Source organism: Streptomyces sp. NRRL F-5650 (assembly GCF_000721365.1).
GTDB classification, from domain to species: domain Bacteria; phylum Actinomycetota; class Actinomycetes; order Streptomycetales; family Streptomycetaceae; genus Streptomyces; species Streptomyces ardesiacus.
In genome coordinates this window covers 52,633-66,425 of the sequence record NZ_JOGV01000024.1, presented here as the reverse complement: position 1 = coordinate 66,425, position 13,793 = coordinate 52,633, and the positions used below count along the sequence as shown (strand labels likewise).

The 13,793-nt window shown below is 74.9% G+C and carries 12 protein-coding genes; 9 read left to right on the top strand and 3 right to left on the bottom strand.

The window, feature by feature from the left end:
- Positions 1 to 6: 6 nt before the first annotated feature.
- On the bottom strand, positions 7 to 1,698 hold the full coding sequence (gene paaN / locus IG88_RS0121375; RefSeq protein WP_031043526.1) for a phenylacetic acid degradation protein PaaN: 1,692 nt from the start codon (positions 1,696 to 1,698) through the stop codon (positions 7 to 9).
- A 162-nt stretch (positions 1,699 to 1,860) separates the two neighbouring features.
- On the opposite strand from paaN, the gene IG88_RS0121370 reads away from it, so the two are divergent.
- Both IG88_RS0121370 and IG88_RS0121365 read left to right on the top strand, forming a co-directional pair.
- A complete protein-coding gene (locus tag IG88_RS0121370) occupies positions 1,861 to 3,378 on the top strand; it encodes a 3-hydroxyacyl-CoA dehydrogenase (RefSeq protein WP_031043523.1) in 1,518 nt (505 codons plus the stop codon).
- The gene (locus IG88_RS0121365; protein ID WP_031043520.1) at positions 3,375 to 3,977 is read left to right on the top strand and encodes a TetR/AcrR family transcriptional regulator; all 603 of its coding nucleotides are present in this window, start codon (positions 3,375 to 3,377) and stop codon (positions 3,975 to 3,977) included. The genes IG88_RS0121370 and IG88_RS0121365 overlap by 4 nt, the downstream gene beginning before the upstream one ends.
- A 44-nt stretch (positions 3,978 to 4,021) precedes the next feature.
- On the opposite strand, the gene IG88_RS0121360 is transcribed toward IG88_RS0121365, so the two are convergent.
- Positions 4,022 to 4,522: an Lrp/AsnC family transcriptional regulator gene (locus IG88_RS0121360; protein ID WP_031043517.1), complete on the bottom strand. Its 501-nt coding sequence runs from the start codon at positions 4,520 to 4,522 to the stop codon at positions 4,022 to 4,024.
- A 191-nt stretch (positions 4,523 to 4,713) separates the two neighbouring features.
- On the opposite strand from IG88_RS0121360, the gene pdhA reads away from it, so the two are divergent.
- The 7 genes from pdhA (at position 4,714) to IG88_RS0121325 (ending at position 12,975) form a co-directional block, all read left to right on the top strand.
- Positions 4,714 to 5,880 carry a pyruvate dehydrogenase (acetyl-transferring) E1 component subunit alpha gene (gene pdhA, locus IG88_RS0121355; RefSeq protein WP_031043515.1) on the top strand — a complete coding sequence of 389 codons (1,167 nt, stop codon included), beginning with the start codon at positions 4,714 to 4,716 and terminating at the stop codon, positions 5,878 to 5,880.
- Positions 5,877 to 6,881 (top strand): alpha-ketoacid dehydrogenase subunit beta, encoded by a 1,005-nt coding sequence (locus IG88_RS0121350; RefSeq protein WP_031043512.1) that lies wholly within the window; start codon positions 5,877 to 5,879, stop codon positions 6,879 to 6,881. The genes pdhA and IG88_RS0121350 overlap by 4 nt, the downstream gene beginning before the upstream one ends.
- Positions 6,881 to 8,311, top strand: coding sequence for a dihydrolipoamide acetyltransferase family protein (locus IG88_RS0121345; RefSeq protein WP_031043509.1), 1,431 nt, complete (start codon positions 6,881 to 6,883; stop codon positions 8,309 to 8,311). The genes IG88_RS0121350 and IG88_RS0121345 overlap by 1 nt, the downstream gene beginning before the upstream one ends.
- Positions 8,312 to 8,414: 103 nt before the next feature.
- The gene (locus IG88_RS0121340) at positions 8,415 to 9,452 is read left to right on the top strand and encodes an NTP transferase domain-containing protein (RefSeq protein ID WP_031043506.1); all 1,038 of its coding nucleotides are present in this window, start codon (positions 8,415 to 8,417) and stop codon (positions 9,450 to 9,452) included.
- The gene (locus IG88_RS0121335; protein ID WP_031043503.1) at positions 9,452 to 10,822 is read left to right on the top strand and encodes a molybdopterin molybdotransferase MoeA; all 1,371 of its coding nucleotides are present in this window, start codon (positions 9,452 to 9,454) and stop codon (positions 10,820 to 10,822) included. Before IG88_RS0121340 ends, IG88_RS0121335 begins: the two co-directional genes overlap by 1 nt.
- On the top strand, positions 10,819 to 11,916 hold the full coding sequence (locus IG88_RS0121330) for a potassium channel family protein (protein ID WP_031043501.1): 1,098 nt from the start codon (positions 10,819 to 10,821) through the stop codon (positions 11,914 to 11,916). Before IG88_RS0121335 ends, IG88_RS0121330 begins: the two co-directional genes overlap by 4 nt.
- A 78-nt stretch (positions 11,917 to 11,994) precedes the next feature.
- Entirely contained in the window at positions 11,995 to 12,975 is a 981-nt protein-coding gene (locus tag IG88_RS0121325; protein ID WP_031043498.1) for an NAD(P)H-quinone oxidoreductase, read from the top strand.
- Between the two features lie 35 nt (positions 12,976 to 13,010).
- Here the strand turns inward: IG88_RS0121325 and IG88_RS41465 are convergent, their stop codons facing one another.
- Positions 13,011 to 13,769 carry a hypothetical protein gene (locus IG88_RS41465; protein ID WP_078861557.1) on the bottom strand — a complete coding sequence of 253 codons (759 nt, stop codon included), beginning with the start codon at positions 13,767 to 13,769 and terminating at the stop codon, positions 13,011 to 13,013.
- Positions 13,770 to 13,793: the final 24 nt, after the last annotated feature.

The window sequence follows — 13,793 nt, the reverse complement described above, 5'->3', positions numbered from 1 at the left end:
CCCGGCTCAGGCCGGGCGGCGGACCTCCACCACCCGGAAGCGGTTGGCCACGAAGGCGCCGTCGCACAGGGCCGCGTTGGCCGCCGGGTTGCCGCCCGAGCCGTGGAAGTCGGAGAAGGCGGCCGTCTGGTTGACGTACACCCCGCCGGTGAGGTTGAGCGAGAGCTGGGCCGCCTCCTCCAGGCAGACCTCCCGCACGGCCTCCTCGACCTGCGGGTCGGTCGTGTACGCGCCTACCGTCATCGCGCCCTTCTCGCGGACGCTGCGGCGCAGCAGCTCCACGGCGTGGTCCGCCGAGTCGACGGCGACGGCGAAGGAGACCGGGCCGAAGCACTCGTTGGTGCAGGCGGCCTCGTCCTCGGGCTTGGCGCCGTCCAGCTTGACGACGACCGGCGTGCGTACGACGGCGTCCGGGAACTCCGGGTTGGTGACCTCGCGGGAGGCGAGGGCGATCTCGCCGAGACCTGCGGCGGCCTCCAGGCGGGCCTTGACGTCCGGGTTGACGATCGCGCCGAGCAGGGCGTTCGCGCGGGCGTCGTCGCCGAGGAGGCCGTCGACGGCGCGGGCCAGGTCGGCGGTGACCTCGTCGTAGGACTTGTCGCCCTGGTCGGTGCGGATGCCGCCGCGGGGGATCAGCAGGTTCTGCGGGGTGGTGCACATCTGGCCGCTGTACAGGGACAGGGAGAAGGCCAGGTTGGCGAGCATGCCCCGGTAGTCGTCGGTCGACTCCACGATCACCGTGTTGACGCCGGCCTTCTCCGTGTACACCTGGGCCTGGCGGGCGTTGGCCTCCAGCCAGTCGCCGAAGGCGGTGGAGCCGGTGTAGTCGATGATCCGGATCTCGGGGCGGGTGGCCAGGGTCTTGGCGATGCCCTCGCCGGGGCGCTCGGCGGCCAGCGCGACCAGGTTCGGGTCGAAGCCCGCCTCCGCGAGGACCTCGCGGGCGGCCCGGACGGTGAGCGCCAGCGGCAGCACCGCGCGGGGGTGCGGCTTGACCAGGACCGCGTTGCCGGTGGCCAGGGAGGCGAACAGGCCCGGGTAGCCGTTCCACGTCGGGAAGGTGTTGCAGCCGATGACCAGGCCGATGCCGCGGGGGACCGGCGTGAACCGCTTGGTGAGCGCGAGCGGGTCGCGCTTGCCCTGGGGCTTGGTCCACTCCGCGGTCCCGGGGGTGCGGGACTGCTCCGCGTACGCGTACGCCACGGCTTCCATGCCGCGGTCCTGGGCGTGCGGGCCGCCCGCCTGGAAGGCCATCATGAACGCCTGGCCGGAGGTGTGCATGACCGCCTGCGCGAACTCCATGGTCCGGTCGGCGATCCGCCGCAGGATCTCCAGGCAGACCACCGCGCGCAGCTCCGCGCCCGCGTCCCGCCACGCCTTCTGGCCGGTCCGCATCGCGGGCAGCAGCACGTCGAGGTCGGCGTGCGGGTATTCCACGCCCAGCTCGATCCCGTACGGGGAGACCTCGCCGCCGACCCAGCCGTCGGTGCCGGGCTGGCCGAGGTCGAGGCGGGTGCCGAGCAGGGCGTCGAAGGCCGCCTTGCCCGCGGCGGTGTCCAGGCTGCCGTTCTCCCCGTAGGCCTTGGGGTGCTCGGGGTGGGGGGACCAGTACGCGCGCGTGCGGATCGTCTCCAGCGCCAGGTCGAGGGTCGGCCGGTGCTGGGCGATGAGCTGGTGGGCGGTGAGTTCGGCGGCCATGCGGGACCAACTCCTCGTCTCTCACGGACTCGCCGTCGAGTCCGTGGACCTGGGGGAAACCTGGGCGGAAACAGGCGGACACGGCTAGAGTAACCGAACGATCGGTCGGGACAAGGGGGACCGCCGCATCTGTGGAAAACCCCGTGCGGGAGGATCGCGCACATGACAGCACTCGACCTCAGCAGCCCCGTGGCCGTCGTCGGCACCGGCACCATGGGCCAGGGCATCGCCCAGGTGGCGCTGGTCGCGGGCCACCCGGTGCGGCTGTACGACGCCGTCGCCGGGCGGGCCCGGGAAGCGGCCGACGCGATCGCCGCCCGGCTCGACCGGCTCGTCGAGAAGAAACGCCTCACCGGTGCCGAACGGGACGCCGCCCGTTCCCGGCTCGCGCCCGCCGGGAGCCTCGCCGACCTCGCCGGGTGCGCGCTCGTCGTCGAGGCCGTCGTGGAGCGGCTGGACGTCAAGCAGGAGCTGTTCCGGGCCCTGGAGGACGTCGTCGGCGACGCCTGTCTGCTGGCCACCAACACCTCCTCGCTGTCCGTCACCGCCGTCGGCGGCGCGCTGCGCGTCCCCGGCCGCCTCGTCGGCCTGCACTTCTTCAACCCCGCGCCGCTGCTGCCGCTCGTGGAGGTGGTCTCCGGGTCCGCGACCGACCCCGCGTCGGCCGCGCGCGCGTACGAGACGGCCCGCGCCTGGGGCAAGACCCCGGTCGCCTGCGCAGACACCCCCGGCTTCGTCGTCAACCGCATCGCCCGGCCCTTCTACGCCGAGGCCTTCGCGGTCTTCGAGGAACAGGGCGCCGACCCGGCCACGATCGACGCCGTGCTGCGCGAGTCCGGCGGCTTCAGGATGGGCGCCTTCGAGCTGACCGACCTCATCGGGCAGGACGTCAACGAGTCCGTCACGCACTCCGTGTGGCGGTCGTTCTTCCAGGACGTGCGCTTCGCCCCCTCGCTGGCCCAGCGCCGCCTGGTCGAGTCCGGCCGGCTCGGCCGCAAGAGCGGGCAGGGCTGGTACGACTACCGGGACGGCGCCGAGCGCCCCCGGCCGCACACCGCCGGACCCGCCGGGGCGCCCGCGTCCGTCGTCGTCGAGGGCGACCTGGGGCCGGCCGCCGAGCTGGTCGAGCTGATCGGCGAGGCGGGGATCGAGGTCCGCGCGGAGGACGGCGGGAGCACCGGGCAAGTCGTGCTGCCCGGCGGCGGCCGGCTCCGCCTCACCGACGGGCGGACCTCGGTCGAGACCGGCGGCGTCGTCCACTTCGACCTCGCCCTCGACTACCGGCGGGCCGCCCGGATCGCCCTCGCCCCCGGCGCGACCACCCCGCCGCACGCGCTCGCCGAGGCCACCGGCCTGTTCCAGGCGCTCGGCAAGGAGGTCAGCGTCGTCGGCGACGTGCCCGGCATGATCGTGGCGCGCACGGTCGCGCGGATCGTGGACCTGGCGTACGACGCGGTCGACCGCCGCGTGGCCTCGGCGGCGGACGTCGACACCGCCATGCGCCTTGGCGTGAACTACCCGCTGGGACCCGTCGAATGGGGCCGCAGACTGGGACTGCGGTGGGTCTACGAACTCCTGGGCGAACTGCGGGAACTCGACCCGTCCGGGCGCCACGCCCCGTCCCTCGCGCTCCACCGCCACACGCACGTCTCCGACGCCGGGGAGGGCACCCCCTCATGACCACCGCCAGGCGTGACACGTACACGCCCGAGACGCTGCTGTCGGTCGCCGTGCAGGTCTTCATCGAGCGCGGCTACGACGGCACCTCCATGGAGCACCTGTCCAAGGCGGCGGGGATCTCCAAGTCCTCGATATACCACCACGTCAGCGGCAAGGAGGAACTGCTGCGCCGGGCCGTGAGCCGGGCCCTGGACGAGCTCTTCGGGATCCTCGACGAGGAGCACGCGCGCGTGGGGAGCGCCGCCGAGCGCCTCGAGTACGTGGTGCGGCGCATGGTCGAGGTGCTCATGGCGGAGCTGCCCTACGTCACGCTGCTGCTGCGGGTGCGCGGCAACACCGGCACCGAGCGGTGGGCGCTGGAGCGGCGGCGCGAGTTCGACCACCGGGTCGCCGCCCTGCTCAAGGACGCGGCGGCCGAGGGCGACGTGCGCGCGGACGTGGAGGTGCGGCTCGCCACGCGCCTCGTCTTCGGCATGATCAACTCGATCGTGGAGTGGTACCGCCCGGACGGTCCCGACGGCCGGGGTGCCACGGGCCGGCAGGAAGTGGTCGACGCGGTGGCGCGGCTGGTCTTCGGCGGGCTGCGCAAGGCGTCCTGAGCCGCGCGGGACCGGCCCGTGCGCTATCCGGCCGGTCGCGCCGCTCAGCCCTGCGGTTCGAGGTCCTCGGTCTCGAAGACCAGCAGCGTGCGGGTGCTGAGCACCTCCGGGATGGCCTGCAGGCGGCTGAGCACCAGCTCGCGCAGGGCCCGGTTGTCCGGGGTGTGCACCAGCAGCAGTACGTCGAAGTCGCCCCCCACCAGCGCGATGTGCGAGGCCCCGGGCAGCTTCCGCAGCTCGGCGCGGACCGTGCGCCAGGAGTTCTGGACGATCTTCAGGGTGATGTACGCCGAGGTGCCGTGCCCGGCGCGTTCGTGGTCGACGCGGGCGCCGAACCCGCGGATGACGCCGTCCTCGACGAGGCGGTTGATGCGCGCGTAGGCGTTGGCGCGCGAGACGTGCACCCGCTCGGCGACCGACCGTATGGAGGCGCGGCCGTCGGCCTGGAGCATGCGCAGGATGTCGTGGTCGATGGCGTCCAGCGGGCGTGGGGGCGGCGCGGCGGGCTCGTCGGGGCCGCCGCCCTCCCCGTGACGGTCGGCCATTTGTTCATCTGCCACGTGCCCCCGCCTTCCCCTGGTGGACGTACTGCGTCCATCACAGGCTGTGGAGAACCGTTTGTCCACAGCCCGGGGCCGCATGTAGCCAAAATGTGCCGACGACCGAACAATCGGTAGGTGAGGCCCGTCACACCCGTGACGAGCCCAGAGCTTCGCTCCCACGAGGAGGTGCCGTCATGACGGTCATGGAGCAGCGGGGCGCCTATCGGCCCACACCGCCGCCCGCCTGGCAGCCCCGTACCGATCCCGCGCCGCTGCTGCCGGACGCCGAGCCCCACCGCGTCCTGGGGACCAAGGCCGCGGACCGCGCCGACACCGAGCTGCTGCGCACGCTCTACGCCCGGCTGGTGCGCGGCCGCCGCTACAACGCGCAGGCCACGGCGCTGACCCGGCAGGGTCGGCTGGCCGTCTATCCCTCCAGCACCGGCCAGGAGGCGTGCGAGGTCGCCGCCGCGCTGGTCCTGGAGGAGCGGGACTGGCTCTTCCCCAGCTACCGCGACACCCTCGCGGTCGTCTCCCGCGGCGTCGACCCGGTCGAGGCGCTCACCCTGCTGCGCGGCGACTGGCACACCGGCTACGACCCCTGCGAGCACCGGGTCGCACCGCTGTCCACGCCGCTGGCGACCCAGCTCCCGCACGCCGTGGGCCTCGCCCACGCCGCCCGCCTCAAGGGCGACGACGTGGTCGCGCTCGCCATGGTCGGCGACGGCGGCACCAGCGAGGGCGACTTCCACGAGGCGCTGAACTTCGCCGCCGTCTGGCGGGCCCCGGTTGTCTTCCTCGTGCAGAACAACGGCTTCGCGATCTCCGTCCCGCTCGACAAGCAGACCGCCGCACCGTCGCTGGCCCACAAGGCCGTCGGCTACGGGATGCCCGGCCGCCTGGTCGACGGCAACGACGCCGTCGCGGTGCACGAGGTCCTCTCCGACGCCGTACGGCACGCGCGCGCGGGCGGCGGTCCCACGCTGGTGGAGGCGGTGACGTACCGCGTCGACGCGCACACCAACGCCGACGACGCCACGCGCTACCGGGGCGACGCCGAGGTGGAGACCTGGCGCCGGCACGACCCGGTCGAGCTGCTGGAGCGCGAGCTGACCGAGCGCGGCCTGCTCGACGAGGACGGCGTCCGCGCCGCCCGCGAGGACGCCGAGGCCCTGGCCGCCGACCTGCGCGCCCGCATGAACGAGGACCCGTCGCTGAACCCGTTGGACCTCTTCGACCACGTCTACGCCGAGCCCACCCCGCAGCTTCGCGAGCAGCGCGACCAGTTGCGGGCGGAGCTGGAGGCGGAGTCCGAGAGCGCGGCCCGGGACATGGGAGCGGCGGAAGGGGGACGTCGATGACCACCGTCGCCGTCAAGCCGGCCACCATGGCGCAGGCCCTCACGCGCGCGTTGCGCGACGCCATGGCCGCCGACCCGGGCGTGCACGTCCTCGGCGAGGACGTGGGCACGCTCGGCGGCGTCTTCCGGATCACCGACGGGCTCGCCGCGGAGTTCGGCGACGACCGCTGCACGGACACGCCGCTCGCCGAGGCCGGCATCCTCGGCACGGCCGTCGGCATGGCGATGTACGGGCTGCGGCCGGTCGTCGAGATGCAGTTCGACGCCTTCGCGTATCCGGCGTTCGAGCAGGTCGTCAGCCACGTCACCAAGATGCGCAACCGCACGCGCGGGAAGATGCCCCTGCCGCTGACCATCCGCATCCCCTACGGCGGCGGCATCGGCGGCGTCGAGCACCACAGCGACTCGTCCGAGGCGTACTACATGGCGACTCCGGGGCTCCATGTCGTCACGCCCGCGACCGTCGCCGACGCCTACGGGCTGCTGCGCGCGTCCATCGCCTCCGACGACCCGGTGGTCTTCCTCGAACCCAAGCGGCTGTACTGGTCGAAGGACTCCTGGAACCCCGAGGAGCCCGCACCCGTTGAGCCGGTGGGCCGCGCGGTGGTGCGGCGTTCCGGCCGGAGCGCCACGCTCATCACGTACGGGCCGTCGCTGGCCGTCTGCCTGGAGGCGGCCGAGGCGGCCCGGGCCGAGGGGTGGGACCTCGAAGTCGTCGACCTGCGCTCCCTGGTGCCGTTCGACGACGAGACGGTGTGCGCCTCGGTGCGGCGGACGGGACGAGCGGTGGTCGTCCACGAGTCGGGTTCCTTCGGGGGCCCGGGCGGGGAGATCGCGGCCCGGGTCACGGAGCGCTGTTTCCACCACCTGGAGGCACCGGTGCTGCGGGTGGCCGGTTTCGACATCCCGTATCCTCCGCCGATGCTGGAGCGTCACCACCTGCCCGGTGTGGACCGCATCCTGGACGCCGTGGGGCGCCTGCAGTGGGAGGCCGAGAGCTGATGGCACACGCTTCTGACGGGCACAGCCTGGAGTTCAAGCTCCCCGACCTCGGTGAGGGGCTCACCGAGGCGGAGATCGTGCGCTGGCTGGTCGAGGTCGGCGACGTGGTCGCCGTCGACCAGCCGGTCGTCGAGGTCGAGACGGCCAAGGCGATGGTCGAGGTGCCCTGCCCCTACGGCGGTGTGGTCACCGCCCGTTTCGGCGAGGAGGGCACGGAACTGCCCGTCGGGGCGCCCCTGGTGACCGTGGCGGTGGGCGCGACCGCGGCGGACGGACCGGCGCGTGCGTCCGGCACCGGCACTGCTACCGGTGAGGCACCGGCCGCCGAACCGCCGGCCGCGGAGAGGGAGCCGGAGGGCTCCGGCAACGTCCTGGTGGGGTACGGCACCTCCGAGGCTCCCGCGTCGCGGCGGCGCCGGGTGCGGCCCGAGCGCCGGGTCGCCACCGGCGCCGCCGGGCGGGCCAACGGCCGGGCCCGCGACGCCGGGGGGCCCACCGGACCGGCGGGCCCCGTCGGCGAGCCGGTGGAGGGCCCGGTCCCGGTCATCTCCCCGCTGGTGCGCAGGCTGGCCCGCCAGCACGACCTGGACCTGCGCGAGCTGGCCGGTTCGGGACCGGACGGGCTGATCCTGCGCGCGGACGTCGAGTACGCGCTGCGGGCCGCCGCCGCACAGGGCGGCCGTACGGCGGACCAGGCGGCCGGGACGAGCGGGGCGCGGGCCGCGGCGGCGGCACCCTCCGACGGCACCCGCGTTCCTCTCAAGGGCGTGCGCGGAGCCGTCGCCGACAAGCTCTCCCGCAGCCGGCGCGAGATCCCCGACGCCACCTGCTGGGTGGACGCCGACGCGACGGAGCTGATGCGGGCGCGCACCGCGATGAACGCCGCCGGGGGGCCGAAGATCTCCCTGGTCGCCCTGCTGGCCCGGATCTGCACGGCGGCCCTGGCCCGGTTCCCGGAGCTGAACTCGACGGTCGACCCGGAGGCCCGGGAGATCGTCCGGCTCGACCGGGTCCACCTCGGCTTCGCCGCCCAGACGGACCGCGGTCTGGTCGTGCCGGTCGTCCGGGACGCGCACGCGCGGGACGCCGAGTCGCTCACCGCGGAGTTCGCCCGGCTGACCGAGGCGGCCCGGGCCGGCCGGCTGGCCCCGGGGGAGCTGACCGGCGGCACCTTCACGCTGAACAACTACGGCGTGTTCGGCGTCGACGGCTCCACGCCGATCATCAACCACCCCGAGGCCGCCATGCTCGGCGTCGGCCGCATCGTCCCCAAGCCGTGGGTGCACGAGGGCGAGTTGGCGGCGCGCCAGGTCGTGCAGCTCTCGCTCACCTTCGACCACCGGGTGTGCGACGGCGGCACGGCGGGCGGCTTCCTGCGGTACGTGGCGGACTGCGTGGAACAGCCTGCCGTGCTGCTGCGGACCCTGTGAAACCCGCGCCGGCGCCGCCCGGGTGACGGCGCGTCCGACCACGCTTCGATCGCGCGGGCTCCCCTGCGTTCCCTGTGATCGCGCAGGGCCCCATACTCGGGGGATGACCGCGTACGAGCCCGCCGGCGCCCCGCGCGCCGGCAGCGACCCCGCCCCGGACGCCGGTGCCGGGCCGGTGGAACCCCCGCCGGGTTCCGGCCCCGCCGGGTACGACGCCGTCGTGCTCGCCGGAGGGGCCGCCCGGCGGCTCGGCGGCGCGGACAAGCCCGGACTGCGGGTGGGCGGCCGGGCGCTGCTCGACCGGGTACTGGCCGCCTGCGCCGGGGCCCGGACCACCGTCGTCGTCGCCGAACCCCGGCCCACCGCGCACCCCGTGACCTGGGCGCGCGAGGACCCGCCCGGCGGCGGACCGCTCGCCGCCCTCGCCGCCGGCCTGCGGCACACCACCGCGGAGCACGTCGTCGTGGTCTCCGCCGACCTGCCGTTCCTCGCCGGGCCGGCCGTCGAGAGGCTGCTGTCGGCCCTCGCCGCGGGCGACGCCGACGGAGCGCTCCTCACCGACGCCGACGGCCGCGACCAGCCGCTCGTCGCCGCCTACCGCGCCTCGGCACTGCGCCGTGAGCTGGCAGTGCTCGCCCGGGACCGGGCCGAGGGGGCGGAGGGGACCGAGGGGGCGGAGGGGGCCCCCGAGGGGGCCGCGCTGACCGGGCTGCCGTTGCGCCGCCTGACCGGCGCGCTGCGCCTCACCCGCCTCCCGGACGCCGTCGCCTCCTTCGACTGCGACACCTGGGACGACATCGCCACCGCAAGGGCACGCATCAGGGAGCATGGTCACGTGTTGGATGAATGGATTACCGCAGCCAAGGACGAGTTGGGCATCGACCTGGACGTCGACACCAAGGTCCTGCTCGATCTCGCGCGCGACGCCGCACACGGGGTGGCCAGGCCCGCGGCCCCGCTGACCACCTTCCTCGTCGGTTACGCCGCCGGGCGGGCCCAGGGCGGCCCCGAGGCCGTCGCCGAGGCCGCCCGCAAGGCCGCGGCCCTCGCGCTGCGCTGGGCCGAGGAGAGCGCCGGCACCGGTACCGCCCCCGCGCAGGGCACACCCGACGCCGCCCCCGACACCCGCCCGGACGCGTGATGACCTCCCCCGGCACGCGGGACGACGCGGAGACCGAGGACCTCGACGTCGAGGAGGCGCTCGCCCTGGTGAGGGAGAACTCCGGCCCCGCCCGCCGCGGCCCCGGCGGTCACGGCACGCCCGACCCGCACGCCCCGCACCGTCCGGCCGACTCCCACCCCCGCGCCCTCCCCTGGCCCGAGGCCCGGGCGACCGCCGAACGGGCGGCCCGCGCCGCCGCCCGTTCGGCCCGCCGCTCCCCGGTATCCGTGCCCCTCGACGCCGCCCTCGGCCTCACCCTGGCCGCGCCCCTGGCCGCCCTCACCGACCTGCCCTCCTTCGACACCTCCGCGATGGACGGCTGGGCCGTCGCCGGACCGGGCCCCTGGGCCGTGCGCGACGAGGGCGTCCTGGCCGGACACGCGGTACCCGCGCCCCTCACCGACGGCGAGGCCGTCCGCATCGCCACCGGCGCACGCGTCCCCCCGGACACCACCGCCGTTCTGCGCACCGAGCACGGCCGCACCGACGAGCGCGGCCGTCTGCACCCCACCCGTGAGGCCGTCCACGGCCAGGACATCCGCCCGCGCGGCCAGGAGTGCCGCAGCGGCGACCACCTGCTGCCCGTCGGCACCCTCACGACCCCCGCCGTACTGGGGCTCGCGGCGGCCGCCGGGTACGACACGCTCACCGTGGTGCCCCGCCCCCGCGTCGACGTCCTAGTCCTCGGCGACGAGCTGCTCACCGAGGGCCTCCCGCACGACGGCCTCATCCGGGACGCGCTCGGCCCGATGCTGCCGCCGTGGCTGCGCGCGCTGGGCGCCGAGGTCCGCACCGTCCGCCGCCTCGGCGACGACGCCGAGGCCCTGCACCGCGCCGTCACCACCTCCGACGCCGACCTGATCGTCACGACCGGCGGCACCGCGGCGGGCCCCGTCGACCACGTCCATCCCACCCTGCACCGGACCGGAGCCGAGCTTCTCGTCGACGGCGTCCGGGTCCGCCCCGGCCACCCCATGCTGCTGGCCCGCCTCAAGGACGACCAGCACCTCGTCGGGCTGCCCGGCAACCCCCTCGCCGCCGTCTCCGGACTGCTCACCCTCGCCGAGCCCCTGCTGCGCACCCTCGCCGCCCGGCCGGCGCCCGAGACGTACGCGCTGCCGCTGCGGGACGCGGTGCACGGGCACCCGCACGACACCCGGCTCGTGCCGGTCGTGCTGCGCGGGGAGGGCGCCGTGCCGCTGCGGTACAACGGTCCGGCGATGCTGCGCGGCATCGCGGCAGCCGACGCGCTGGCCGTCGTACCCCCGGGCGGAGCGCGGCCGGGGCAGGAGACCGAGCTGCTCGACATGCCCTGGGCGGCCGGCGGAATCGGGGTGTGTTTCACGTGAAACTTCCGGGCCAGGACGCGATCGCCCGCCAGGCGGACGAACACCTGGTGACCCACAAGGTGAAACTCCCCAGGAAGCTGGTGGAGCACCCGTTCCGTCAGGTCGCCAAACGGTTGTCCATCGCCCTGGTGGTCCTCGTGGTGACGGCCGTCATCGTGTACGCGGACCACGACGGCTACACCGACAACTCCGACGGCTCCGTCGACCTCCTCGACTCCTTCTACTACGCCACCGTCACCCTCTCCACCACCGGGTACGGTGACATCACGCCCGTCAGCGACGCCGCCCGGCTGACCAACATCTTCGTCATCACGCCCCTGCGCGTGCTGTTCCTGATCATCCTGGTCGGTACCACGCTGGAAGCCCTCACCGAGCGCACTCGGGAGGAGTGGCGCCTGAACCGCTGGAGGTCCGCCTTGCGCGATCACACCGTCGTCGTCGGCTTCGGGACCAAGGGCCGGTCGGCGATCCAGACCGTCTGCGCGACCGGGCTCCGCAAGGACCAGGTGGTCGTGGTCGACCCCAGCGGAAAGGCCATCGAGGCCGCGGCGGCCCACGGCTACGCGGGCGTGATCGGTGACGCCACCCGCAGTGACGTGCTCAACCGGGCCGAGGTGTTCCGCGCCAGGCAGATCATCATCGCCACCCAGCGCGACGACACGGCCGTGCTGGTCACGCTGACGGCCCGGCAGCTCAACCGCGCGGCGAAGATCGTGGTCGCGGTCCGCGAGGAGGAGAACGCGCCGCTGCTGAAGCAGTCCGGCGCCGACGCCGTGATCACCAGCGCCAGCGCGGCGGGCCGGCTGCTCGGACTCTCCGTGCTCAGCCCCGCCGCCGGCATGGTGATGGAGGACCTCATCAGCCAGGGCAGCGGCCTCGACCTCATCGAACGGCCCGTCATAAAGTCCGAGGTCGGCAAGAACCTGAGGGAGGTGGACGATCTCGTGGTGAGCGTGCTGCGCGGGCACCGGGTCCTGGGTTACGACGATCCGGCCGTCGGCGGACTGGAACTGACGGACCGCCTGATCACGATCGTCCGGGCGACCCCGGCCACCCACGTGGCCCCCGACGCCCGCCCGCTGCCCCGCGACTGAACCGCCCCCGCGCGGCCAGGTGAACGGGGCGGCGGCGTTCTCGGGGCCGGGGCGGGACACAGGAGTAGCGTCGCCCTCATGCATGCGATCACGATTTCCGAACCCGGCGGCCCCGAGGCGCTGGTGTGGACCGAGGTCCCCGATCCGCAGCCCGGCGAGGGCGAGGTCCTGGTCGAGGTGACGGCCAGCGCCGTCAACCGCGCCGACATCATGCAGCGCCAGGGCTTCTACGACCCCCCGCCCGGTGCCTCCGCCTACCCCGGCCTGGAGTGCTCCGGGCGCGTCGCCGCGCTCGGCCCGGGGGTGTCCGGCTGGGCCGTCGGCGACGAGGTGTGCGCGCTGCTCGCGGGCGGCGGCTACGCCGAGAAGGTCGTCGTCCCGGCCGGGCAGCTCCTGCCGGTGCCGCAGGGCGTCGGTCTGAAGGAAGCGGCGGCGCTGCCCGAGGTGGTCTGCACGGTCTGGTCGAACGTCTTCATGGTCGCCCACCTGCGCCCCGGCGAGACGCTGCTCGTGCACGGCGGCTCCAGCGGCATCGGCACCATGGCGATCCAGCTCGCCAAGGCCGTCGGTGCGAAGGTCGCGGTGACGGCGGGGACGAAGGAGAAGCTGGAGCGCTGCGCAGAGCTGGGCGCGGACGTCCTGGTCAACTACCGCGAGCAGGACTTCGTCGCCGAGGTGAAAGACGCGACCGGCGGTGCGGGTGCCGACGTCATCCTCGACAACATGGGCGCGAAGTACCTCGACCGCAACGTCCAGGCCCTCGCCGTGAACGGCCGGCTCGCCATCATCGGCATGCAGGGCGGCCGCAAGGGCGAGCTGGACATCGGCACGCTGCTCGCCAAGCGCGCCGCGGTGAGCGCCACCTCGCTGCGGGCCCGCCCCCTGGAGGAGAAGGCGGCCATCGTGGCGGCCGTACGGGAGCACGTCTGGCCGTTGTTCGCCGGGGAGCACATCCGTCCGGTGGTCGACCGTGAGCTGCCGATGAGCGAGGCCGCGCAGGGCCACCGGGTGGTGGAGGAGAGCGGCCACATCGGCAAGGTGCTGCTGGTCACCTCGTAGCCGGCCGGGGGTGGCCCGCGGGCGAGTGGCGGCCCCTACCCCCGGCGCAGGCGCAGCCCCACGAGGCCCAGGGCGAGGCCGAGGCCGATGAGGACCAGCCCGGTGCCCAGCGGGAGGACCCGCAGCCCGGGCTCGGCGGCCTGCTGGGTCCGCACGCCGGCCGGCGCCGCGGAGCGGGACGGGGAGACCGAGGGGACCGGCGCGGCCTCGGACTCTCCGGCCGGAGCCGCGGTGACGGCGGCCGGGGGCTCGGGTACGCCGTCGCCGTCGTCGTCCGGGTCACGGCCGGTGTCCCGGTGCGTGTCCCGGTGGTCCCGCTCACGCTCCTCGGCGCGGCCGGGCCGCTGCCGTCCCCCGCCCGGCCCGTCCCCGCCCCGGGAGGGCTCCGGGGCGGGAGTGGCACGGGAGGCGGACGGGGCGGGGGAATCGGGGGACGGCTCGCCGGAACCGTCCGGGGGGCCGGCATCCGCGGTGGGCCGGGAGGCGGGCGGGGGGTCCGGGCGCTCGGGCCGGCCGGGATCGGCGGGGCGCCCGGGACGTTCGTGACCGCCCCGTCCGTCGTGGGTGGCGAAGCCGTCCGGGTCGGTGGCCGAGTCCGGCCCCGCGTCGTGCCCCGGACCGGAGGACACCGGGGACGGCTTCGCGGGGGCCGCCGTGACCGGCCCCGCCGTCACCGCGGCGGGTCCCGCACCGGCGGCCAGGGCCGCTCCCGCACCGCAGGGCGACACCACCGCGCCGACGCCCAGGGCCGCCGTCAGCCCCGTCGCCCGCAGTGTGCGCAGCCATGGAGTCACGTCGGTGACCCCCTCCCGCTGATA

What these genes read in the sequence shown, in the direction of transcription:
- IG88_RS0121345 (WP_031043509.1), top strand. Translation starts at nt 6,881, where the DNA reads ATGGCACACGCTTCTGACGGGCACAGCCTGGAGTTCAAGCTCCCCGAC.
- IG88_RS0121370 (WP_031043523.1), top strand. Translation starts at nt 1,861, where the DNA reads ATGACAGCACTCGACCTCAGCAGCCCCGTGGCCGTCGTCGGCACCGGC.
- paaN (WP_031043526.1), bottom strand. Translation starts at nt 1,698, where the DNA reads ATGGCCGCCGAACTCACCGCCCACCAGCTCATCGCCCAGCACCGGCCG.
- IG88_RS0121365 (WP_031043520.1), top strand. Translation starts at nt 3,375, where the DNA reads ATGACCACCGCCAGGCGTGACACGTACACGCCCGAGACGCTGCTGTCG.
- IG88_RS0121340 (WP_031043506.1), top strand. Translation starts at nt 8,415, where the DNA reads ATGACCGCGTACGAGCCCGCCGGCGCCCCGCGCGCCGGCAGCGACCCC.
- IG88_RS0121350 (WP_031043512.1), top strand. Translation starts at nt 5,877, where the DNA reads ATGACCACCGTCGCCGTCAAGCCGGCCACCATGGCGCAGGCCCTCACG.
- IG88_RS0121360 (WP_031043517.1), bottom strand. Translation starts at nt 4,522, where the DNA reads ATGGCCGACCGTCACGGGGAGGGCGGCGGCCCCGACGAGCCCGCCGCG.
- IG88_RS0121335 (WP_031043503.1), top strand. Translation starts at nt 9,452, where the DNA reads ATGACCTCCCCCGGCACGCGGGACGACGCGGAGACCGAGGACCTCGAC.
- pdhA (WP_031043515.1), top strand. Translation starts at nt 4,714, where the DNA reads ATGACGGTCATGGAGCAGCGGGGCGCCTATCGGCCCACACCGCCGCCC.
- IG88_RS0121325 (WP_031043498.1), top strand. Translation starts at nt 11,995, where the DNA reads ATGCATGCGATCACGATTTCCGAACCCGGCGGCCCCGAGGCGCTGGTG.